Raw genomic sequence first — 24,194 nt, forward strand, 5'->3', positions numbered from 1 at the left:
CAGGACCATTATCATCAATTACTGGATTGTTAAAACATCCTTTAACAGATAGCGGATTGGCTCAATTCTTAGCGGATTACCAAAAAGGGAATTAGTAGAAATAAAATAATATAAAGGAAGAGGGGGTTATAATTTTAAATAAAAATTATCCCCTTTCTTTTTGTCATATTTTTCTTGATCAAACTGATAAAGGAAAGATCCTTTGGTAGAAGAAGTCATGTCTTTTTCGTTTAGCTTAATCAAAATATCCATGGAATTGATTTTGTTGATAAAATTTCTTTTGTCTAACTCCTTATCCAAAATAGCTTCGTACAATTTTTGCAATTGTCTCATGGTGAATTTTTCTGGTAAAAGTTCGAACCCAATTGGGTTTATAGAAGTTCTTCTTCTTAATCTTCTAATCGCCTTTTGAACCATCTCGTTATGGTCAAAAATTAAATCAGGAATATCAGCAAGACTAAACCACTGTGCGTTGTATTGTTGTATTAATTCTTCATTATGTTTCTCAATATTAATAATAGCATAATAAGAAGTTGAAATGGTTCTGGCTACAGGGTCACGGTCTAAATCACTAAAAGAGTAAAGTTGTTCTTGGTAAATATCGTGCACACCAGTCAATCTATGTAGAATTCTATCGGCAGCATCGTCTAAGGTTTCGTTAGATTTTAAAAACCCCCCCATTAAAGACCATTTTCCTTTTTCAGGTTCAAAATCTCTTTTAATTAAAAGTACTTTTAAATCTTCGTCGTCAAATCCAAAAATAATACAATCTACAGCCAGAAAAACTCTATCTTCAAGATTATAACCAGTATACATATTTCAATAAATTTAGGCAAATATATGTTTTTTTAGCGGAAATTATATTTATAACAGTCTTGTAAGTGTATTTGTTACATTTAATTAATAAATGTTTGTTTAAATTAATAATTTGTTATTATTTTACAAGTGTTTTATAAACATTTATAAAACAATCTTAAAAATTAATTTTTAAGATTGTGCGTAACTTAATGATAATGTATTAGGTTATGTCAATTTTTGAAGTGAAATTTAGGCGTTTTTTGAAAAAAATATATATGCTAAAATAGAATATAAAATCAAACTATAAATAAACCAAACATGATGTTTAAAGGCAAATCACTTTTATTAAATTTTGTTGCAGTTTTTATGACAACAGCAAGTGTTTTTTCACAAGAAAAAACAACAAAAATAACAATTAATGCTGATGAAAAATCTCCAGTAATTAGCAAGCATATATACGGGCATTTTGCAGAACATTTAGGAAGATGTATTTATGACGGTTTTTATGTAGGTGATTCCTCATCAATAGCAAATACTGATGGTATTCGTAATGATATTGTAGAAGCACTTAAAGAATTACAAATTCCTAATTTACGTTGGCCAGGTGGATGTTTTGCTGATACTTATCATTGGAAAGATGGTATTGGCCCTAAAGAAGATAGACCTACCATTGTAAATACTTGGTGGGGAGGGGTTACAGAAGATAATAGTTTTGGAACTCATGATTTTTTAAATATGTGTGAACTTTTAGGAACAGAACCATATTTATCAGGAAATGTAGGGAGTGGAACGGTACAAGAATTGGCTGATTGGGTTCAATACACCAATTTTGGAGGAATTAGTCCTATGAGTAAATTACGTGAAGAAAATGGAAGAAAAGAACCTTGGAAAGTAAAGTTTTGGGGAATTGGTAATGAAGCATGGGGATGTGGTGGTAATATGACTGCTGATTATTACGCAAACGAATACCGTAAATACGCAACTTTTATTTCTGATTGGGAAAATACTGGAGGATTATTACGTATTGCTTCTGGAGCTAGTAGTGATGATTATAACTGGACAGAAACTTTAATGAAAAACATACCTAAAAGTTTATTAGGCGGAGTAGCATTACATCATTATTCTGTAATTGATTGGAAAAAGAAAGGAGATGCTGTTACTTTTACCGATGCACAATATTTTAGAACTATGGAGGAGGCATTAAAGATGGAAGAATTGGTAACGAAGCATGCTGCCATTATGGATAAATATGATCCTAAAAAGAAAGTAGACTTAATTGTTGATGAATGGGGAGGATGGTATGAAGTTGAAAAAGGAACCAACCCAGGATTCTTATATCAGCAAAATACAATGAGAGACGCACTTTTAGCAGGTGCTACGTTAAATATATTTAACAATCATGCAGATAGAGTTCGTATGGCTAACTTGGCTCAAGCAGTAAATGTGTTACAAGCTGTTATTCTTACAGACAAAGCTAAAATGATTTTAACACCAACATATCATATAATGAATATGTATAAGGTTCATCAAGATGCAAAGTTATTGCCATTAGCTTTTGAATCTCCTAAATATACTTTTGAAGGGAAATCGTTACCAGCAGTTTCTGTATCTGCCTCAAAAGATAAAAAAGGATCAATTCATGTTTCATTAGTAAATATCGATCCTACAAAAGATAATGAAGTAGAGATTGATATTACAAAGCTTGGAATTAAAAATGTTTCAGGTACTATTTTAACTTCAAAAAACTTAAGAGATTATAACAGTTTTGACGAACCTAATAAAATTGAACCACAAATTTTTAAAAAGTTTAAGGTTAAAAAAGGTTTGCTAAAAGTAACGATTCCTGCTTTTTCAGTAATTGTTTTAGAAGGGAAGTAATTCATACAACATTAGCATAAAACATCAATAAAGAAAACTTCTTTATTGATGTTTTTGTTTTAGACTTTATATTATTAATTTTTTATGAAAAAATCTTTATTAATCTTATCGGTGATGTCTTTAATCACATCATGTAATACCATTAAAAATAATAATGTTGTTGAGAAGGATAAAATGGAAAAACCGTTAAAGCTCAACAATCCTATTATTACAGATAAGTATACAGCAGATGCTGCAGCTTTGGTTTATAATGACAAAGTTTATTTGTATGCAGGTCATGATCAGGCACCTGATAATGTTGAGGGATATAGAATGCATGAATGGCTGGTTTATACATCAGAAGATATGGTAAATTGGCAAGAACATCCTGTGCCATTAAAACCAACAGATTTTGTATGGGCATCTGGTAGCGCATGGGCATCTCAAGTCATAGAGCGCAATGGTAAGTTTTATTTTTATGCAACAGTAGAACATGGAAGTATTCATGGAAAAGCCATTGGAGTTGCCGTTGCTGACAATCCTTTAGGACCCTTTAAAGATGCTTTAGGAAAAGCCTTAATTACCAATGATATGACTACGGAAACTAATATTAGTTGGGATGATATAGATCCTACTGTATGGATTGATGATGATGGTCAAGCATATTTATATTGGGGAAATACGGTTTGCCATTATGTAAAATTAAAGGAGAACATGTTAGAATTTGATGGGCCTATTGAAACGGTTGAGTTACCAAATTATACAGAAGCTCCTTGGATTCATAAAAAAGGAGATTGGTACTATTTATCCTATGCTTATCAATTCCCCGAAAAAATAGCTTATGCCATGAGTAAGTCTGTAACCGGGCCATGGGAATTCAAAGGAATTTTAAATGAAGTTGCTGGGAATAGTAATACCAATCACCAAGCCATTATAGAGTTCAAAGGGAAAGATTATTTTATTTATCACAATGGAAGTATTCCAACACATGGGGGAAGTTTTAGACGTTCTGTTTGTATAGATAGATTGTACTATAACGCTGATGGAACCATGAAACGTGTGATTATGACTTCTGAAGGGATTCAAAAATAGAATAGGATAAAATGATGCAGTTAAACCAAGTGATAAAAGGATTGAAACTACTAGTTGTTTTATTGTTTACAACAAACATGTTTTCGCAAGATGTAATAGTTCATGACCCTGTTGTAATCAAACAAAATGATACCTATTATATGTATTGTACAGGAAGAGGTATAGATGCGTTTAGTTCGAAAGACTTAAAAGATTGGAAAAAATTACCTGCTGTTTTTTTGGAAAAACCAATTTGGACAGATAAAGTCGTTTCTGATTTTAACAATCATATTTGGGCTCCAGATATTTCGTTTCATCACAATAAATATTATTTGTATTATTCTGTGTCAGCTTTTGCTAAAAATACATCAGCGATTGGATTAACCATAAATACAACTCTAAATCCAGAAGATGAAAATTATAAGTGGGAAGATCAAGGGATTGTGATTCAGTCTGTTCCTAACAGAGATATGTGGAATGCCATTGATCCTAATTTGGTTTTTGATGATAACAATACGCCATGGTTGTCTTTTGGTTCTTTTTGGAATGGATTAAAATTGGTGAAATTAAATTCAGACTTAACCTCTGTTGCTCAGCCAGAAGAATGGTTCACCATTGCAAAAAGAGAAAGATCTTTTGATTTAAAAGATTCAAATCCAGGAGATGCAGCGTTAGAAGCTCCTTTTATCTTTAAAAAGAATGGATATTATTATTTATTCCTTTCTTGGGATTTATGTTGTAGAAGAGAAAAAAGTACTTATAAAGCAATGGTAGGTAGGTCTAAAAATGTAACAGGACCTTATGTTGATAAAGATGGAAAAAATTTGAATAATGGGGGTGGAACTTTATTAATCCAAGGAGATGAAAATTGGTATGGAGCAGGTCATAATAGTGTTTATACTTTTGATGGAAAAGATTACATTTTTTATCATGCTTATGATGCCAATGATAGAGCTATTCCAAAATTACAAGTTTCTGAATTGGAATGGGATGCCGATTTATGGCCAGTTTTAAAAAATCAAATCAAATAATTGATATGAAAAATAGATTTAAAATATTAGTGGTTTTTGTAGTTATGATGGTCTGTGTTTCTTCTTGTACAGATAAAAAAGTAAAGAATGAAAAAACTAAAGAAGTTGCTGTTAAACATGAGTCTATTTTAACAAATGACCCTATTGTGTTACAACGTGCAGACCCGTTTATTTATAAACATACAGACGGATATTACTATTTCACAGGATCGGTACCAACTTATGATGCTATAGAAATAAGGCGTGCTAAAACCATAGAGGATTTGCAAGATGCCAAACCGTTTATAGTTTGGGAAAAACATGAAAGTGGTCCTATGAGTCGCCATATCTGGGCACCTGAAATTCATTATTTAGATGGTAAATGGTATGTGTACTTTGCAGGTAGCGAAGAAGGCGATATCTGGAAATTAAGACCGTATGTTATTGAATGTTCTGGTCAAAATCCGTTAAATGATAAATGGATAGAACTAGGGCAAATGCAAGCAGCAGATAACGACCCTATGAGTTTTACTGATTTCTCTTTAGACGGAACCGTTTTCGATCATAATGGAAAACGTTATTTCTGCTGGGCAGAGAAAACAGGTGGACAATTTGCAGCTTCTAATTTATATTTAGCTGAAATGGAGTCGCCTATCAAATTAAAAACAGTACAATTTATGCTTACCACGCCAGACTATGACTGGGAACGTATTGGTTTTTGGGTTAATGAAGGGCCTGCAGTAATTAAAAATGGAGGGAAAATATTTATCACTTTTTCAGCTAGTGCCACAGGTGCTTGTTACAGCATGGGGATGATGGAAGCTGATGAGGAGGCTGATTTATTAGATAGAAATTCATGGACAAAATCTAGACATCCTGTACTTAAAACCAATGAAACAAAAGGTATTTATGGCCCTGGACATAATTCTTTCACTATAGATGAAAATGGTAATCCCTTAATGATTTACCATGCAAGATCCTATGAGAAAGCAGTTGGCGATCCTTCCGTAGTTCCGGCATCTGATACCAGACCATTAGAAGATATTAAAGCAGATCCATTGTATGATCCTAACCGTCATGCTAGAATGATGAAAGTTAGATTTGATAAAGATGGGAAACCTGTATTTAAATATTATTAAAAATAGTAAGTGTTTAATTGACACTTATGAATAAAATATTATATTTGCTTTTAGTTAGTTAAAATTTATTTAAATGAATAATTATGTAATTGGTTTAGATTACGGTTCAGATTCTGTGAGAGCTGTATTAATAGATACCCAAACAGGAAAAGAGTTATCTTCAAACGTACACTATTACCAGAGATGGAAAAATAAGGAGTATTGCAATGCTGCAATCAATCAATTTCGTCAACATCCTTTAGATCATATCGAAGGATTAGAAAACACCATTAAGTATGTGGTAGAAAACGGGAATGTAAATCCAGCTGATATCAAAGGTATTTGTATTGATACTACTGGATCTTCTCCAATACCGGTAACAGAAGATGGAACTCCTTTAGCTTTAACGCAAGGGTTTGAACACAATCCTAACGCAATGATGGTGTTGTGGAAAGACCATACAGCAATTAAAGAAGCTAATGAAATTAATGAGTTGGCTGCAAATTGGGGTGGTGAAGACTTTACTAAATATGAAGGAGGAATTTATTCATCAGAATGGTTTTGGGCTAAAATTTTACACATTGCTAGAGAAGATGAGGCTGTAAAAAATGCAACTCATACTTGGTTGGAACACTGTGATTTAATGACTTATTTGTTAATCGATAATAAGGATTTAAAATCTTTTAAAAGAAGTAGATGTGCAGCAGGTCATAAAGCAATGTGGCATAAAGACTGGAATGGTTTACCTCCAGAAGAATTTTTATCAAAATTAGATCCTTATTTAGCTGAGCTAAGAGGAAACTTATATGATGAAACCTATACTTCTGATTTGGTTGCTGGAAATTTAAATGCAGAATGGGCTCAAAAATTAGGGTTAACAACTGATACTGTTATTGCAGTGGGTACTTTTGATGCGCATTCAGGAGCTGTTGGAGCTAAAATAGATAATAATACATTGGTTCGTGTTATGGGAACTTCTACATGTGATATTATGGTGTCTCCAGAAGAAGCTGTTGGAACAAAAGCAGTTCGTGGAATTTGTGGACAAGTAGATGGTTCTGTAATTCCAGGAATGATAGGATTAGAGGCCGGACAATCTGCTTTTGGAGATTTATTGGCTTGGTTTAAAGATATGTTGTCCTGGCCAGTAGATAATTTAGTATTGACTTCTGACATTCTTTCTGCTGAACAAAAAGTAGCTTTAAGAGAAGAAATTGATGCTAACTTTATTAAAAAGTTAACGGAAGATGCTGAGAAAATTTCTTTAGAAGAAAGTATTCCTACAGCTTTAGATTGGATCAATGGTCGTAGAACTCCAGATGCAAATCAAGGGTTAAAAGCAGCCATGACGAATTTATCTATGGGAACTAGAGCTCCACATATTTTCAAAGCATTGGTAAACGCGATCTGTTTCGGTTCTAAGAAAATTGTAGATAGATTTGAAGAAGAAGGTGTTAAAATAGATACAGTTATTGGAATTGGAGGAGTGGCTAGAAAATCTGCCTTTATTATGCAATCTTTAGCTAATGTACTAAACATGCCTATTAAAGTAGCAGCATCAGACCAAGCACCAGCTTTAGGAGCCGCTATTTATGCAGCAGTTGCAGCAGGAATTTATCCAAATGTAATTGAAGCTAGTAAAAAAATGGGTAGTGATTTTGAAGCTGAATATTTCCCTGAAACTGAAAAAGTAGAAGCTTACGAAGCATTAATGGCATCATATAGTGAGTTGAGTACTTTTGTAGAATCTATCACAAAATAAAAATATTATGAGTTCTAAATATAAAGATTTAAAACAAGAATGTTACGAAGCAAACATGCAATTAAATGCATTAGGTTTGGTAGTTTATACTTTTGGAAATGTAAGTGCTGTAGATAGAGAAAACAGTGTTTTTGCTATCAAACCAAGTGGTGTTCCTTATGAAGATTTAAAGGCAGATGATATTGTGATTGTTGATTTTGATAACAATATTATTGAAGGAGAATTAAGACCTTCATCTGATACTAAAACACATGCTTATTTGTATAAAAATTGGCCAGAGATTGGAGGAATTACCCATACACACTCAACTTACGCTGTAGCTTGGGCACAATCTCAGTTGGATATTCCAATTTTTGGAACCACACATGCAGATCATTTAACAGCAGATATTCCTTGTGCTCCACCAATGGCTGATGAATTGATTGAAGGAAATTACGAGCACAATACTGGAATTCAGATTTTAGATTGTTTTAAAAACAAAAATTTATCATACCAAGAAGTAGAAATGGTTTTATTAGGGAACCATGGTCCTTTTGCTTGGGGTAAAAATGCTGCAAAATCTGTATATAACAGTAAGGTGTTAGAGGTAGTAGCTGAAATGGCATATTTAACTCGCCAAATCAACCCAAATGCTCCAAGACTAAAAGATTCATTAATAAAAAAACATTACGAACGTAAGCACGGAAAAAATTCTTATTACGGTCAATAAAAAATAAATAAAGATTAAAATGATAATAGATATCTCTCAGAAAGAAATTTGGTTCATCACAGGAAGCCAACATTTATATGGTGAAGAAACTTTAAGACAAGTTGCTGAAAACTCACAAGAAATTGTAAAAGGATTAAATGCATCATCTCACATTCCCGTGAAGATTGTTTTTAAACCAACAGTGAAGACGCCAGATGAAATTACAAATATTTGTATCGAAGCAAATGAATCTAAAAACTGTATTGGTTTAATTACTTGGATGCATACTTTCTCTCCAGCAAAAATGTGGATTAGAGGCTTAAGTATTATTAACAAACCAATTTGTCACTTACACACTCAGTTTAATGCTGAAATTCCTTGGAGTACTATTGATATGGACTTTATGAACTTAAACCAATCTGCTCACGGAGATAGAGAATTTGGGTTTATCATGTCTAGAATGCGTAAAAAACGCAAGGTCGTTGTTGGTCATTGGCAAGCAGAACCAGTTCAGAAAAAATTAGGAATTTGGTCTAGAGTGGTTTTAGGTTGGGATGAATTACAAAACTTAAAAGTAGCTAGAATTGGTGATAACATGCGTGAAGTAGCCGTTACAGAAGGAGATAAAGTTGAAGCACAAATTCGTTTCGGTTTTTCTGTAAATGGTTTTGATTCATCTGATGTTGTAAAACATATCGAGAAAATTACAGATAAAGAATTAAATGATTTATTGGCGGTTTATGAAGAATCTTATGAGTTAACACCATCATTATTAGAAGGAGGAGCTCAAAGACAATCATTGGTAGATGCTGCTAAAATTGAATTAGGATTAAGAGCTTTCTTAGATGAAGGAGGTTTTAAAGCCTTTACAGATACTTTTGAAAACTTAGGAGAATTAAAGCAACTTCCGGGAATTGCAACACAAAGATTAATGGCAGATGGTTATGGATTTGGTGGAGAAGGAGACTGGAAAACAGCTGCAATGGTTAGAGCTTTAAAAGTAATGAACTATGGTTTAGAAGAAGGAACTTCTTTTATGGAAGATTATACTTATCACTTTACACCACAGAAATCTTACGTTTTAGGTTCTCATATGTTAGAAATTTGTCCTACTATTGCTAGTGGAAAACCAAAATGTGAAGTTCATCCTTTAGGAATTGGAGGAAAAGAAGACCCTGCAAGATTGGTATTTGATTCACCTGCTGGAGAGGCAATCAACGTATCATTAGTAGATATGGGGAACAGATTTAGATTGATTGTAAATGAAGTAACTGCTGTAGAACCTATGGCAGATTTACCAAATTTGCCAGTAGCAAGAGTATTGTGGGATTGTAAACCAGATTTAGAAGTAGCAGCAACAGCTTGGATTTTAGCTGGAGGAGCACATCATACAGTATATAGTCAAGCAATTACAACAGAATACATGGAAGATTTAGCGGATATTGCAGGAATTGAATTACTTGTAATTGATGATAAAACAACTGTAAGAGAGTTTAAAGATAAGATCAATGCTAACGAAGCATATTACAATACGTTTCAGCACGGTCTATAAAATTAATTATTAACACTAATATCAAAATTGTATCATGAAATTATTTAAAAAAAGTTTGTATATAGCAGCAGCAATGGTTGTTTCTTTTGTGAGTATCCAATGTAAAGATGGAAAGAAAAAAGAGGCTTCTACAGAAGTTGCTAAATCGGTAGCAAAGGTAACTATTACTAAGGAGTCTTTTGGAACTACAGAGGATAATATACCGGTTGATAACTACACATTAAAGAATAGTAATGGTATGGAGGTTAGTGTAATTACTTATGGAGGAATTATACAATCATTAAAAGTTCCAAATAAGGATCAGGTTATAGAGGATGTTGTATTAGGGTTTAATTCTTTAGCACAATATGAAAAGCCAAATCCTTATTTTGGAGCTCTTATTGGTAGATTTGGAAATAGAATTGCAAAAGGAAAATTTTCTTTAGATGGAAAAGAATACACTTTGGCAACTAATGATGGAGAGAACCATTTACATGGTGGACCAGAAGGATTTCATAGAAAAGTTTGGTCGGCTACAGAAAATCAAACAGAGCATTCGGCTTCTTTAGTTCTTACTTATTTAAGTAAAGACATGGAAGAAGGATATCCTGGAAATTTACAAGTTGAAGTTACTTATATGTTAACTGATAAAAATGATTTAGCAGTAACTTATAGCGCTACTACTGATAAAAAAACAGTGTTAAATTTAACGCAACACTCGTACTTTAATTTATCAGGAGATTTTTCTAAAACTATTTTGGATCATGATGTAACAATTGATGCAGATAAATATTTACCTGTTGATGCTACTTTAATTCCAACAGGAGAATTAAGAGATGTTACTGGTACTCCTTTTGATTTTAGAGAAGCTAAACAAGTTGGTAAAGAAATTAATAGTGATAATGAGCAATTGAAAAGAGGTTTAGGTTATGATCACTGTTGGGTTTTAAATGGTAAAGAAGGTGAAATTGCTTTTGCTGCATCTGCTTATGATAAAGCTAGTGGAAGAATGTTAGAGGTATATACTAACGAGCCAGCAATTCAGTTTTATACAGGAAACTTTTTAGATGGAACCTTGCCAAGTAAACAAGGAGGTAACTATGAGCATAGAACTGGTTTTTGTTTAGAAACGCAACATTATCCAGATTCACCAAATCAAAAAGATTTTCCTTCAGTTGTGTTAGAACCTGGGCAAAATTACAAATCTAGTACAGTTTTTAAATTTAGTGTAAAATAATTGCAAGAAGTTTGTAAATTGTGCACCCAACACAATCAATAATTAATAAAAAAAATAAAATACATTAAAAAATTATGGGAATTATCTCTTTTGTTGCTTTTACTTTATTAGTAGCAGTTATATCATATTTGGCTACTAGAAAAACTGATGAAACTTCGTCGGACGGATATTTTTTAGGAGGAAGAAGTTTAACAGGACCTGTAATAGCAGGATCTTTATTGTTAACCAATTTATCAACAGAGCAAATTGTTGGATTAAATGGAGTATCATTTGCTGATGGTTTACCAGTAATCGCTTATGAAGTAGTTGCTGCCATAGCAATGGTTTTTACAGCGTTTGTTTTGTTACCACGTTATTTAAAAGGGGGAATTGCAACCATTCCTCAGTTTTTAGAGAAACGTTATGGTAAAGCAACAAAGACAATAGTTTCGATGTTATTTTTACTAGGGTATGCAATATCTATGTTGCCAACAGTATTGTATTCAGGAGCGCTTGCTATTAATACAATGTTTGATATTCCTGAAGCTTTAAATATGACCGCTGAAGGAACCTTATGGGTAACTGTATTGGCTATTGGAATTATAGGAAGTATCTATGCTATTTTTGGAGGATTAAAAGCAGTTGCTGTTTCAGACTCTATCAATGCAGTAGGTTTAATTATTGGAGGTTCTTTAATTCCAATTTTTGGTTTAATGTATATTGGTGATGGAAATGTATTAGATGGTTTAGATATTTTAACCACAGAGTTACCAGAAAAATTTGTAATTATAGGAGATGCAACTTCTGCAGTACCGTTTTGGACTTTGTTTACAGGTATGATAATTGTAAACTTTTATTACTGGGGTACTAACCAAGCAATTATTCAGAGAGCATTAGGAGCGAAAAACTTAAAAGAAGGACAAAAAGGATTAATCATTGCTGCTTTTCTTAAAATTTTAGGGCCAATTATTGTTGCTTTACCAGGAATTATTGCTTTCTATATTTTTAATGGAGATTTGGCTAATGCCGATGAAGCTTATCCTATGTTGGTAAGAAAAGTATTGCCAACTGCATTTATTGGTTTCTTTGCAGCAGTATTGTTTGGGGCTATTTTAAGTTCTTTTAACAGTGCTTTAAATAGTTCGGTTACTTTATTTGGATTAGATTTTTACAAAGAATACATTAATAAAGAGGCTAATGAAAGACAAGTAGTAAAAGCGGGTAAAACATTTGGATTTGTTTTGGCTTTATTTTCAATGGGAATTGCTCCGTTGTTATATGGAGTCGAAGGAGGAATTTTTACCTACTTACAAGAATTAAATGGATCTTATAGTGTACCTATTTTAGCGATTATTATTGTTGGATATTTTTCTAAAAGAGTATCAGGAAAGGCTGCGAATATTGCTATTATATTTAGTGTAGTAACTTACTTAGTATCATTGTATGTAATCAAACCTATCTTTGTAGAAAAGGGAATTTTCTTCCCACATTTCTTGCACTTAATGGGAATCATTTTTGCTTTAGCTGTATTGATTTTATACGGAGCTAGTAGAATAAAACCAAGAGAGTCTGACTTTGAACTAGAGTATACTAAACAAGTTGATATTACACCTTGGAAATATCTAAAAGTAGCAGGGTCATGTGTGATACTGATAGTTGTTAGTTTGTATATCTACCTATCTTAAAATAGTTAAATACAAGCATAAAATAAAAAAAGCAGATTATTTAAATAATCTGCTTTTTTGTTAATTATTGATTTTCTGTAGTTTATAAATTTTAGCTAAAAAAAGTTAAATTAATTTGATAATATATTAATAGAAGTTATATATTTGCATCCCGTAAGGAAAACAAGTAATTGTGATTCTTTAATAAGTTCAGAAATTTTTTTTAAAAAAATACTAGGTGGCATAGCTCAGCTGGATAGAGCACCTGCCTTCTAAGCAGGCGGTCGAAGGTTCGAATCCTTCTGCCATCACATAAACCCTTACTATTAATTAGTAAGGGTTTTTTGTTTGTGTAGATATAGGATTTTAATTCGTAGAAAAATTAAAGATAAACTAGCTTTTGCTTAATATAGAATTAGAGGTTTTAAATGTCTAATGCAGTAAAAATATCTAGTTTGTTAATTATACAGTAGTTTAAATCTTCTTAGATGAATCTCTAATAATAAGCTCTGCTTTTAAAATAGTTTTGGTTAAAACAGGTTTCCAGTTTTTGTCATTTACTCTTTTTAAGAATTGTTTTGCGACTAACTTTCCTATTTTTTTATTGTGTTGAGAAATAGTTGTAATGGTCGGTTTAATTAATGAAGTAAATGGTTCGTTGCTAAAACCAACTAAAGCAATTTCTTCGGGTACTTTAATATTGTTTTCTTGTAATATTTGTAAAGCTCCTAAGGCTGCATAATCTCCAGCTGCATAAATAGCATCGGGTCTATTAGGTAGCCTTAGGAGTTCTTTGGTTTTTTTTCTTCCATCTTCAAGAGTTAAATTACTTTCTTTGATTAAATCGGTGTCTAAAGGTAAATTGTGTTTTTCTAAAGCATCAACATATCCTCTAATTCTGTTCTTATATATTCTGGCTTGACTCAAACCTGCCAAATGAGCAATTCTTTTACATCCTTGTTCTACCAAATGTTCCACAACCAAATGGCTACTTTCATAATCATCAATCCCAATGTAGTCTACACCAATGTCGTTTTCACCTCTATCATATAAAATCAAAGGAATCCCTTTTGATTTAATTTTTTCGTAATGACTAAAATCAACGGTTTCGTTAGCTAAAGAGGCAATAATTCCATCTACTTGTGTTTGAAGTAAAGTCTGAATATTTCTACATTCTTTTTTGTAAGATTCGTTTGATTGAGTAATAATTACATTATACCCTTCTTTGTTCAGTTCGTTTTCTATGCTTTCAACTACAGTAGAAAAGAAATAACTATTTGTTTTAGGTACAATTACACCAACTAAATTGCTTTTACCGCTTCGTAATGCAGAGGCTAATTGATTTGGTTGATATTCTAATTCCAAAGCTACTTTTTTAACAGCTTCTTTGGTTTTGTCGCTAATTCGGGGATTATCGTTTAGAGCTCTAGATACAGCTGATGGGGTAATCTTCAAAACGTTAGCAATATCTTTTATAGTAGTTTTTCTTTTGCTTTTCAAAATATTACTTATATTTGGTCAATCGTTTGAACAAATGTAAATATAAATAGATTTTTATTCAATATTTACAAGTTTTATTTTTAATTTTCTGAGTTATAAGTAATAACATTTTTTTTTGAAGATAATTTTTTTAATTAAATATTGTTCAATCGTTTGAACAAAGTACGATAAATTTTAATATTGAATGAAATATATAGTTTGTGAAGAGCCAGGTGTTTTTTTGTTGAAAGAAAAACAATTACCTGTTCGAAAGGAGAATGAAGCATTATTGAGAGTTAAAAAAGTAGGTATTTGTGGTACAGACTTACATGCATACTCTGGAAATCAAGCATTTTTTACGTATCCAAGAATTTTGGGACATGAATTGGCTTCTGAAATTGTAGAAATTGGTGAGAATGATCAAGGATTAAAATCTGGGGATAAGGTTGTGATTATGCCATATGTAAGTTGTGGAAAATGTGTGGCTTGTCGTAATGGTAAAACCAATTGTTGTACTAATATTTCTGTTTTAGGTGTTCATTCTGATGGGGGAATGCAAGAGTATATTACGGTACGTCAAGACTTATTATTACCAGCTAACCAATTAAGTTATGATCAAATGGCTATTGTAGAGCCTTTAGCTATTGGTGCACACGCCATTCGTAGAGCCAATGTAAAAAAAGGAGAAACAGTTGTTATAGTTGGTTGTGGACCTATTGGAATTGGTATGGTTAAGTTGGCCCAAATTGCAGGAGCAAAAGTGATTGTGTTAGATGTGAATGATGACCGATTAAAATATACCAAAGAAGAAATAGGAGCAGATTATGTGATTAATGTAAATAATCAACCTGTTGAAAAAATTGCTGAAATTACTGGTGGAGACATGGCAACTGCCGTTTTTGATGCTACAGGATTTAAAGGTGCTTTAGAGGTTGGAGTTGATTATATGTCTCACGGAGGAAGATATGTTTTAGTTGGATTATCTAAAGGAGATTTAAATTTTAATCATCCAAAAATACACGCTAAAGAAACAACTATTATGTGTAGTAGAAATGCAACTACTGAAGATTTTGAACATGTTATAAATGTTTTAAATCAATTTCCGACAGATTCTTTTATTACTCATAATGTTCCGTTTACAGAAATGATTTCACATTTTGATAGTTGGACAAAGCCAGCTACTGGAGTGATTAAAGCAACAGTAGATTTTTAATAAGACAGAAATAATATTAAAGAAATAAGATTCAAATCATAAACATGAAAAAAAAGGATCACAAAGTCATCACTTTTGGTGAAATCTTAGGAAGACTATCTCCTCAAAATAATTTAAGATTTAGTCAGGCAACAAATCTTGAAGTTAATTATGGTGGTGGAGAATTTAATGTTGCAGCATCATTAGCAAATTATGGAATTAGAACACAATTTATTACCGCTATACCAGACAATGCAATTGGAGATTGTGTAATTCAGAGTATTAGAAGTAGAAATGTAGGAGCCAAACACATTCTTAGACAAGGAAAGCGTTTAGGTTTATATTTTCTAGAAAATGGAGCTTCTGGTCGTAATAGTAGTGTTGTTTATGATAGAGAGAATTCTTCTATTTCTGAGGTTAAAATAGGGCAGTTTAATTGGGATGTTATTTTTAAAGATGCAACTATTTTTCACTGGAGTGGTATAACACCTGCTTTGTCTCAAACAGCTGCTGACGTATGTTTAGAAGCAATTAAAGCAGCATCAGAAAGAGGTTTAACCATTTCTACAGATTTAAATTATAGAAGTAAGCTTTGGAAATATGGTAAACAACCTAAAGAGGTAATGCCAGAACTATTAAAGTATAGTAATATCCTTTTGGCTGATGTAGACACCGCAATGTTTATGTTAGGAAAAGAAAAAATCAATCCTGATTATAGTAAAGATGATGATATCAAACTTCAGTTTGATAAAATTATGGAAATGCTACCTAATGTTAATACTATTGGAATGACTTTTAGAAATTCAGTAAACGCATCACATCAAAAAATAGGAGGGTTGTTGTATAAAAATAAAGAACTTTATAGAGCACGTATTAAAGAAATTACTCCTGTGGTAGATAGAGTAGGAACTGGTGATGCTTTTATGGGAGGATTGCTTTATGGTTTAATTGGGTATAAAGATGATTTACAAAAAGCAGTAGCGTTTGCAACAGCTGCATGTGTAATTAAGCATACTATTTTTGGAGATGTAAATAGAGCATCAAAACAAGAAGTAATTGATTTTATGGAAAGTGATGGGTCTGCTTTGGTAGATAGGTAAAAAGAAGTTTTCTGATATCAAAACAATAGAACAGTTAAGCAAATAAATAAAAAGTTAAACGAAATAAACGTTAAATAAAAATGGCACAATATTCAAGAATAGAAGTAGCTCAAGTGATGAAAGAAACAGGAATGGTTCCTTTGTTTTATCACCCAGATGTAGAATTAGGTAAAAAAGTATTAAAAGCATGTTATGATGGTGGAGCTCGTTTGTTAGAGTTTACTGCTAGAGGGGATTTTGCTCATGAGGTTTTTGCAGCATTAACTAAATATGCTATTGCAGAATTACCAGGTATGATTATGGGAGTAGGATCTATTACAGATGCTGCTGCTGCTTCATTATATATGTCTTTAGGTGCTAACTTTATAGTAACTCCTGTTTTTAGAGAAGATATTGCAATTGCTTGTAACAGACGTAAAGTAGCATGGAATCCAGGATGTGGAACCTTAACGGAGATTGCTAGAGCCGAAGAATTAGGGTGTGAAATCGTGAAATTATTTCCTGGAAATTTATACGGACCAAATTTTGTAAAAGGAATTGTAGGACCGCAACCTTGGACATCAATTATGCCAACAGGTGGGGTAACTACAGAAGAGTCTAATTTACAAGGATGGTTTGATGCTGGAGTAGTTTGTGTAGGAATGGGATCTCAATTAATTAGTAAAAAAGTATTGGCTGATAGAGATTTTGAAGGATTAAAAAAGACTGTAGCTAAAGCATTAGAGACAATCAAAAAAGTTAGAGGTTAAAAAATAATTAATATTATATAATATGTCAGTTCAATACGCTCAAATAGATCCAAGAGATAATATTATTGTAGCTATTCAAGCCTTAGCAAAAGATACTTTTGTAGAGGTGGCAGGTCAAAGTTTAATGTTAAAAGAAGATATTAAACAAAAACATAAGTTTGCCTTAAATGATTTTGCTGTAGGTGATGAAATTATCATGTATGGTGTTTTAATAGGGAAGGCGGTAAAAGAAATTCCAGCAGGATGTGCTATTACGATTGATAACGTAAAACATGCCTCTTCAGAATTTAAAGAAACTAGCGAGAAGTTTACATGGAAAGCTCCTGATGTATCAAAGTTTAAGGACAGAACCTTTAATGGTTACCATAGAAAAGATGGTAAAGTTGGTACTGGTAATTATTGGTTGGTAATACCTTTAACTTTTTGTGAAAACAGGAATGTTGATGTTTTAGAAGGGGCGCTTTCTGAAAAATTAGGATACGAAACTAAAAAGGATTTTGCAGTAGATACTGATGCTTTGATTCAACAATACAAATCAGGAGCAAGTGCAGATGAAATTTTTAAAACACCTATCATTACTACCAAAGAAGAAATGTCTAAAAACAGAGTATTCCCAAATGTAGATGGTATTAAATTTTTAAAGCACGATGGTGGTTGTGGAGGAATCCGCCAGGATTCTGAAACTTTATGTAGATTGTTAGCAGGATATATTACAAACCCTAATGTAGCAGGAGCAACTGTGTTTAGTTTAGGATGTCAAAATGCACAGATAGAAATGTTACAAAACGCAATTAAGGATATTGCTCCTAATTGTGAAAAAACAGTTCACTATTTAGAGCAACAACAAAGCGAAAGCGAACGTGCTTTAATTGAAGAAGCTGTAAAACATACATTTATTGGTTTAACAGAAGCTAATAAAGTGACTCGTCAGCCAGCACCATTAAGCAAATTAGTTTTAGGATTAGAATGTGGTGGTTCTGATGGATTCTCAGGAATTTCCGCAAACCCAGGTTTAGGATATGCATCAGATTTATTAGTGGCTTTAGGAGGTTCTCCAGTATTATCAGAATTCCCAGAATTAAATGGAGTAGAGCAAGAAATCATCAACAGATGTGTGACTGAGCACGATGCTAAAAAATTCTACGATTTAATGAGAGCTTATTCTGCAGCAGCAGTTGCGGTTGGTTCAGGATTTGAAAATAATCCATCTCCAGGAAACATTAAAGATGGTTTAATTACAGATGCGATGAAATCTGCCGGAGCAGCAAAAAAAGGAGGAACTTCTCCAGTAGTTGCTGTGTTAGATTATACTGAACAAGTAACTAAGCCAGGATTAAACTTATTATGTACACCAGGAAACGATGTTGAGTCTACTACTGGTTTAGTAGGGTCAGGGTGTAATGTTGTGGTGTTTACTACAGGTTTAGGAACGCCAACAGGAAACCCAGTAGCTCCAGTATTAAAAATGTCGAGTAACACCAATTTATACGAACGTATGAATGATATCATAGATATCAATGCAGGAACTGTAATTACCGGTGAAGATACTATTGAGACCATGGGAGAAAAAATCTTAGATCACGTAATTAAAGTAGCAAGTGGAGAAGTAGCTTCAAAAGCTGTATTGCACGGTAATAATGATTTTATTCCTTGGAAAAGAGGGGTTTCTTTATAATATAGTATAAAGTACAAAGTATTGAGTACAGCGTATTCGGTATTTTGTAAGAACAATAAAAAATTAAAATTAAATAATGAGTGGTACTCTGTACACAATGCTCGTTACTCAATACTAAACAAAAATGAATTCATTAAATAGAAAAACAGCAGACGTAAAGTCGTACTCAGAGAGAGTAATTCAATTTGGAGAAGGTAACTTTTTAAGAGCCTTTGTAAACTGGATGTTTCATGAAATGAATCAAAAAGCTGGATTTAACGCAGGAGTTGTTGCGGTTCAGCCAATTGATCAAGGATTGATAAAAATGTTAAACGATCAAGATGGATTGTATACATTGTACTTAAACGGTATTAAAAATGGGAAAGCTATTAGCGAACACCAAATTATTGATTGTATTCAGAGAGGAATCAACCCTTATGAAAACTATACTGATTATTTGGCTGTTGCAGAAAATCCTGAATTACGTTTTGTAATTTCTAACACTACAGAAGCAGGTATTTCTTACAATGCTAATGATAAATTGGATGATGCACCACAATCTAGCTATCCAGGAAAATTAACGGCTTTATTATACAAAAGATTCCAAGCTTTTAATGGAGCATCAGACAAAGGATTAATTTTGATTCCTTGTGAGTTAATTGACAAAAACGGAGATAATTTAAAGAGAATTATTTTACAATATGCTGCAGATTGGAACTTAGGAGATGCTTTTGTAGATTGGATAAACAATGACAATATTTTCTGTAATTCTTTAGTAGATAGAATTGTGCCAGGATATCCAAGAGATAAAATGGATGCAATTACTAAAGAATTAGGATATAAAGATAATTTGGTGGTAGAAGGAGAGCAATTCCATTTATGGGTAATTGAAGGACCAGCATCTGTAAAAGAAGAAATTCCTTCTGAGTCTTGTGGGTTAAATATTGTATTTACAGACAATATGGAGCCTTATAGAACTCGTAAAGTAAGAATTTTAAACGGAGCTCACACCACTCTAGTACCTGTTGGTTATTTATACGGAATTGATAAAGTACGTGAGTCTTTAGAAGATGAAGTAGTAGGAACATATTTAAAGAATACCATTTTTAATGAAATCTGTCCTACTTTAGATTTACCTGAGGCTGAATTAAATCAATTTGCAAACGATGTGTTAGATCGTTTTAGAAATCCATACTTAGAACATGCTTTAATGAGTATTTCTTTAAATTCTACGTCTAAATTTAAAACAAGAGTACTGCCATCAATATTAGAGTATGTCAAAAGAAAGAATGAGTTACCAAAAGGTTTGTTGTTCTCTTTAGCTTCTTTAATTGCTTTTTACAAAGGAGATAGAGATGGTGAAAAAATTGCTTTAAATGATGATCAATCAGCATTAGACTTTTTTGCAACTCAATGGGCTACGGGAGATATTGTAGAAATTGTAAAGGCAACTTTATCTAATACAGATTTCTGGGGTACAGATTTATCTACTATTGATGGTTTGCAAACCACAGTAACTACCTATTTACAAGCAATTGTAGATAATGGAATGAAGGCAAGTTTACAAGCTTTTATTAAATAGTAAAAGTTCATAAATTTAAAAGCTCTTAATATATAGATTAAGAGCTTTTTTTGTATCTATACGTTAAATATTAAAAAGATAAATTTGGAGTTTAAATTTTATCAATTATGTATTTATTTACTAATAAATGTATAATCTTTATCATTTTTTCCAAAAAAAGTATCATAGATAAATATTCTATATTATTAGTTTTAAAAGTTAAGAATATGGATTATTTACTTGTAGGTAAAGAGGTTTAACATTATATGTTTATAGTTAAAAATGAGAGATTTAGTAATAGATTCACATCAGCACTTTTGGAAATATAATTCAGAAAAACACAGTTGGATAGATGATGAAATGGCGATTATCAGAAAAGATTTTTTGCCAGAAGAATTAAAAACAGTTTATCAGGAGAATAAAGTAGATGGTTGTGTGGCAGTTCAAGCAGATCAAACATTACAGGAAACAGATTTTTTAATAAATCTAGCTTCTGAAAATAGCTTTATTAAAGGAGTTGTTGGTTGGGTAGACTTTAGAGCAGATGATATTGATGAGGTTTTAGAACATTATAGTCAATTTCCAGTTGTAAAAGGATTTCGTCATGTTGTGCAAGTAGAAGCAGATCATAATTTTCTGTTAAGGCCTAATTTTTTAAAAGGTATTTCTAAGCTAGAAAAATATGGTTATACCTATGATATTCTTGTGTTTCCACATCAGTTAGGTGCTGTTTTAGAATTTGTAAAAAAATTCCCCAATATTAAATTTGTGATAGATCATATTGCTAAACCTTACATTAAAGATGGTTTTTATGATGGATGGGCAGTTTTAATGATAGAAATTGGAAAATGTCCAAATGTGTATTGCAAAATTTCGGGAATGATTACAGAAGCGGATTATAAAACATGGGATTACAATCAATTAGAACCATATATGCAATTGGTTTTAAATGCTTTTGGAGCGAATAGAGTTATGTTTGGTTCTGACTGGCCTGTTTGTTTAGTAGCAGGCAATTACGCAAGAGTAAAAGAGATTATAACCACATTTATTTCAAAATTAAGTACTCAAGAACAAGCAGCTATTATGGGAAATAATACTGCAAATTTTTACAATTTATAATATAAAAAAATGGATTTAAAACTAACAAATAAAGTAGTTGTAGTAACAGGAGCAGCAGGGGTAAAAGGAAGTATAGGAGAAACTATTGCACAAGCTTTGGCAAATGAAGGAGCCATACCTGTTATTGTAGATAGAAATGATAGAGGTTTTGGCTATGTAGAAGAATTTCAAAAAAGAGGAATAGATGCCATTTTTATTAAAACAGACTTATCAGATCATACACAAATAGAAAAAGCCGCTAAAATAATTGAAGAAAAATACGGTAGAGTAGATGCATTGATTAATAATGTTGGGATTAATGATGGAGTAGATTTAGATGGTTCTATAGAAGATTTTATGTACTCTTTAAAAATAAACATGGTTAGCTTTTTTGCCATGACTAAATATTGTTTGCCAATGATTAAAAAGGCAAAAGGGAATATTTTAAATATTGGTTCTAAAGTAGCATTAACAGGACAAGGAGGAACTTCAGGATATGCAGCTGCAAAAGGTGGTGTGTTTGGGTTGACTCGTGAATGGGCTGTAGATTTAATTAAGTTTGGCATTCGTTCTAATGCTATTGTAATTGCAGAAAGTTGGACTCCTGCTTATGATACATGGATTAAAACCTTAGACAATGCTGAAGAAAAATTAAAGTCTATTGTTGAAAAAATTCCATTGGAACACAGAATGACAACTCCGCAAGAAATTGCAGATCAGTGTTTGTTTACTATTTCAGAAAAATCATCTCATACTACTGGGCAATTTATTACTGTAGATGGTGGATATGTACATTTAGATAGATCTTTACTTACAGAGTAAAAACTAATAAAAATAATTTATAGAAACGTTATGGAGAATATAAAAGTGCCAGTAGTGGCCAAATCGGTTTTAGTACCTTTTGTTTTAATTACCTCACTTTTTGCCTTATGGGGATTTGCAAATGATATTACCAATCCTATGGTAAGGGCTTTTCAAAAAGTGTTAGAATTATCTAATGTAGAAGCTTCATATGTTCAATTTGCTTTTTATGGTGGATATGGTTGTATGGCTATACCAGCAGCATTATTTGTAAATAGATATTCTTATAAAAAAGGGGTGTTGGTAGGTTTGGCTTTATATGCTATTGGAGCTTTGTTATTTTTTCCAGCAGCTCAGTATGAAAGTTATACTTTCTTTCTATTGTCTTATTATATTTTAACATTTGGATTGGCTTTTTTAGAGACAACATCTAACCCATATATTTTATCTATGGGGGCAGAAGAAACCGCAACAAGACGTCTTAATTTTGCTCAAATGTTTAATCCAATTGGATCTATCGGAGGATTGTTAGTAGCTCAGAATTTTGTATTAAATGCATTAAAATCTGATGATACCAATGCCGACGGAACTTCTGTTTTTGATACCCTTTCTGATTCAGCCAAGTCAGTAATAAGAACCTCTGATTTAGAAGTGATTAGAAATCCATATGTGATTTTAGGAATTGTTGTATTGGTGTTTTTTGTAATGATTAGTGTTTTAAAAATGCCCCAAAACAAAGATCAAGAGGTAAAGGTTAATTTTTTAGAATCTGTAAAAAGATTGTGGAGTCAGCCAAAGTTTGCTTTTGGTGTAATTTCACAAGTTTTTTATGTCGGAGCACAAATTATGTGTTGGACCTATGTTTATCAATATGCAGAAACTTTGGGAATAGATAGTGAAAATGCTGTTTGGTTTGGTTTAGCAGGATATATTGTGTTTTTAGTAGGAAGAACCATTGGAACTATTTTAATGAAAAATATAGATTCAGGAAAATTGTTAATGTATTTTGCAATAGGAGCAATTTTAACAACCTTAGGTGCTGTTTTTATGCCAGGAATGACAGGAATCTATTGTTTGGTGGCTACTTCTGCATTTATGTCTATCATGTTTCCTACTATTTATGGTATAGCCTTAGAAGGTCAAGGGCAAGACGCTAAATTTGGAGCAGCCTTTTTAGTGATGGCTATTGTAGGAGGAGCTTTATTAACACCTTTACAAGGACGCATTTTAGATTTAGGTGGTTCTGGATATGAAGATGTAAGCTATTTAGGACTTACTGAAATGAGGCTTTCATTTATTATTACTTTAGTTTGTTTTATTGTTATAGGGGTTTATGGTAAATTGGTTTATTCAAAATATAATAAGAGTTAAAAGATGAACATAACAAGATATTGCTTTACCTGTGATTTAAAACAGGATGAGGTTTTAATAGCTGAATATAAAGAACAACATCAAAAAGTTTGGCCAGAAATTATAGCAAGTATCAAAGAAGCAGGAATTGTAGACATGCAAATCTATTTGTCTGGAAATAGAATGTTAATGATTATGGAATGTGATGAAACTTTTGATCCGGTTCAAAGAGCTAAAAAAGATGCTAACAATCCTAAGGTACAGGAGTGGGAACAATTGATGTGGAAATATCAACAAGCCATTCCTTGGGCAAAACCAGGAGAAAAATGGATTGAAATGGAAAAAATTTTTCAATTGTAAAACATATTACATTTTGTAAAATAATTTAAACCTGTGATTTTTTAATCACAGGTTTTTTATTTAGGGATATTATTGAACTGATATACAGGGATTAAAAATTCTTGATTTGTTATGGCAAATTGCTAAATCTTATGT

At 32.2% G+C, this 24,194-nt stretch carries 20 protein-coding genes, 1 tRNA gene and 1 pseudogene; 20 read left to right on the forward strand and 2 right to left on the reverse strand.

Annotated features, from left to right (window positions below; translation table 11 throughout):
* Positions 1-95, forward strand: a pseudogene (locus BUB70_RS14070) (fructose-6-phosphate aldolase); the annotation flags it as partial.
* 31 nt (positions 96-126) lie between these two features.
* Here BUB70_RS14070 and BUB70_RS13050 read toward each other — a convergent pair.
* Positions 127-816, reverse strand: a complete 690-nt coding sequence (locus BUB70_RS13050) for an NUDIX hydrolase (RefSeq protein ID WP_073122330.1) — start codon at positions 814-816, stop codon at positions 127-129.
* A 300-nt stretch (positions 817-1,116) separates the two neighbouring features.
* Between BUB70_RS13050 and BUB70_RS13055 the strand changes: the two genes are divergently transcribed.
* The 10 genes from BUB70_RS13055 to BUB70_RS13100 all read left to right on the forward strand — a co-directional run bounded on the left by BUB70_RS13055 (position 1,117) and on the right by BUB70_RS13100 (position 13,026).
* Complete coding sequence (locus BUB70_RS13055; RefSeq protein ID WP_234950304.1) at positions 1,117-2,676, forward strand: alpha-N-arabinofuranosidase; 1,560 nt, start codon at positions 1,117-1,119, stop codon at positions 2,674-2,676.
* Between the two features lie 84 nt (positions 2,677-2,760).
* A complete protein-coding gene (locus BUB70_RS13060) occupies positions 2,761-3,747 on the forward strand; it encodes a glycoside hydrolase family 43 protein (protein WP_084730291.1) in 987 nt (328 codons plus the stop codon).
* A gap of 11 nt (positions 3,748-3,758) precedes the next feature.
* Positions 3,759-4,757, forward strand: coding sequence for an arabinan endo-1,5-alpha-L-arabinosidase (locus tag BUB70_RS13065; RefSeq protein WP_308691729.1), 999 nt, complete (start codon positions 3,759-3,761; stop codon positions 4,755-4,757).
* A gap of 5 nt (positions 4,758-4,762) precedes the next feature.
* A complete protein-coding gene (locus tag BUB70_RS13070; RefSeq protein ID WP_200777498.1) occupies positions 4,763-5,875 on the forward strand; it encodes a glycoside hydrolase family 43 protein in 1,113 nt (370 codons plus the stop codon).
* A 73-nt stretch (positions 5,876-5,948) separates the two neighbouring features.
* Complete coding sequence (locus BUB70_RS13075; protein WP_073122334.1) at positions 5,949-7,616, forward strand: ribulokinase; 1,668 nt, start codon at positions 5,949-5,951, stop codon at positions 7,614-7,616.
* A 7-nt stretch (positions 7,617-7,623) separates the two neighbouring features.
* Positions 7,624-8,325, forward strand: coding sequence for an L-ribulose-5-phosphate 4-epimerase (locus BUB70_RS13080; protein WP_073122336.1), 702 nt, complete (start codon positions 7,624-7,626; stop codon positions 8,323-8,325).
* Between the two features lie 22 nt (positions 8,326-8,347).
* On the forward strand, positions 8,348-9,856 hold the full coding sequence (araA, locus tag BUB70_RS13085) for an L-arabinose isomerase (RefSeq protein ID WP_073122526.1): 1,509 nt from the start codon (positions 8,348-8,350) through the stop codon (positions 9,854-9,856).
* Between the two features lie 34 nt (positions 9,857-9,890).
* Positions 9,891-11,072, forward strand: coding sequence for an aldose epimerase family protein (locus BUB70_RS13090; protein WP_073122337.1), 1,182 nt, complete (start codon positions 9,891-9,893; stop codon positions 11,070-11,072).
* Positions 11,073-11,146: 74 nt separating this feature from the next.
* The gene (locus BUB70_RS13095; RefSeq protein WP_073122338.1) at positions 11,147-12,736 is read left to right on the forward strand and encodes a solute:sodium symporter family transporter; all 1,590 of its coding nucleotides are present in this window, start codon (positions 11,147-11,149) and stop codon (positions 12,734-12,736) included.
* A 216-nt stretch (positions 12,737-12,952) separates the two neighbouring features.
* Positions 12,953-13,026 (forward strand) — tRNA-Arg (locus BUB70_RS13100).
* A 163-nt stretch (positions 13,027-13,189) separates the two neighbouring features.
* Here the strand turns inward: BUB70_RS13100 and BUB70_RS13105 are convergent.
* A complete protein-coding gene (locus tag BUB70_RS13105) occupies positions 13,190-14,215 on the reverse strand; it encodes a LacI family DNA-binding transcriptional regulator (RefSeq protein WP_073122340.1) in 1,026 nt (341 codons plus the stop codon).
* Between the two features lie 184 nt (positions 14,216-14,399).
* Here BUB70_RS13105 and BUB70_RS13110 point away from each other — a divergent pair, with 184 nt between their 5' ends.
* From BUB70_RS13110 to BUB70_RS13150, 9 genes are all read left to right on the forward strand, one after another.
* Positions 14,400-15,407, forward strand: a complete 1,008-nt coding sequence (locus BUB70_RS13110; protein WP_073122342.1) for a zinc-binding alcohol dehydrogenase family protein — start codon at positions 14,400-14,402, stop codon at positions 15,405-15,407.
* A 44-nt stretch (positions 15,408-15,451) separates the two neighbouring features.
* On the forward strand, positions 15,452-16,486 hold the full coding sequence (locus BUB70_RS13115) for a sugar kinase (RefSeq protein ID WP_073122344.1): 1,035 nt from the start codon (positions 15,452-15,454) through the stop codon (positions 16,484-16,486).
* Positions 16,487-16,566: 80 nt separating this feature from the next.
* Positions 16,567-17,235, forward strand: coding sequence for a bifunctional 4-hydroxy-2-oxoglutarate aldolase/2-dehydro-3-deoxy-phosphogluconate aldolase (locus BUB70_RS13120; protein WP_073122346.1), 669 nt, complete (start codon positions 16,567-16,569; stop codon positions 17,233-17,235).
* Positions 17,236-17,257: 22 nt separating this feature from the next.
* Entirely contained in the window at positions 17,258-18,910 is a 1,653-nt protein-coding gene (locus tag BUB70_RS13125) for a UxaA family hydrolase (RefSeq protein WP_073122348.1), read from the forward strand.
* A 124-nt stretch (positions 18,911-19,034) separates the two neighbouring features.
* Entirely contained in the window at positions 19,035-20,471 is a 1,437-nt protein-coding gene (locus tag BUB70_RS13130; RefSeq protein ID WP_073122351.1) for a tagaturonate reductase, read from the forward strand.
* Between the two features lie 261 nt (positions 20,472-20,732).
* Complete coding sequence (locus BUB70_RS13135) at positions 20,733-21,569, forward strand: amidohydrolase family protein (protein ID WP_073122353.1); 837 nt, start codon at positions 20,733-20,735, stop codon at positions 21,567-21,569.
* Positions 21,570-21,578: 9 nt separating this feature from the next.
* Positions 21,579-22,370, forward strand: a complete 792-nt coding sequence (locus BUB70_RS13140; protein WP_073122356.1) for an SDR family oxidoreductase — start codon at positions 21,579-21,581, stop codon at positions 22,368-22,370.
* Positions 22,371-22,400: 30 nt separating this feature from the next.
* On the forward strand, positions 22,401-23,720 hold the full coding sequence (gene fucP / locus BUB70_RS13145; RefSeq protein ID WP_073122358.1) for an L-fucose:H+ symporter permease: 1,320 nt from the start codon (positions 22,401-22,403) through the stop codon (positions 23,718-23,720).
* A gap of 3 nt (positions 23,721-23,723) precedes the next feature.
* The gene (locus BUB70_RS13150; RefSeq protein WP_073122360.1) at positions 23,724-24,059 is read left to right on the forward strand and encodes an L-rhamnose mutarotase; all 336 of its coding nucleotides are present in this window, start codon (positions 23,724-23,726) and stop codon (positions 24,057-24,059) included.
* Positions 24,060-24,194: the final 135 nt, after the last annotated feature.

Source organism: Wenyingzhuangia marina (genome assembly GCF_900130035.1).
Lineage (GTDB): Bacteria > Bacteroidota > Bacteroidia > Flavobacteriales > Flavobacteriaceae > Wenyingzhuangia > Wenyingzhuangia marina.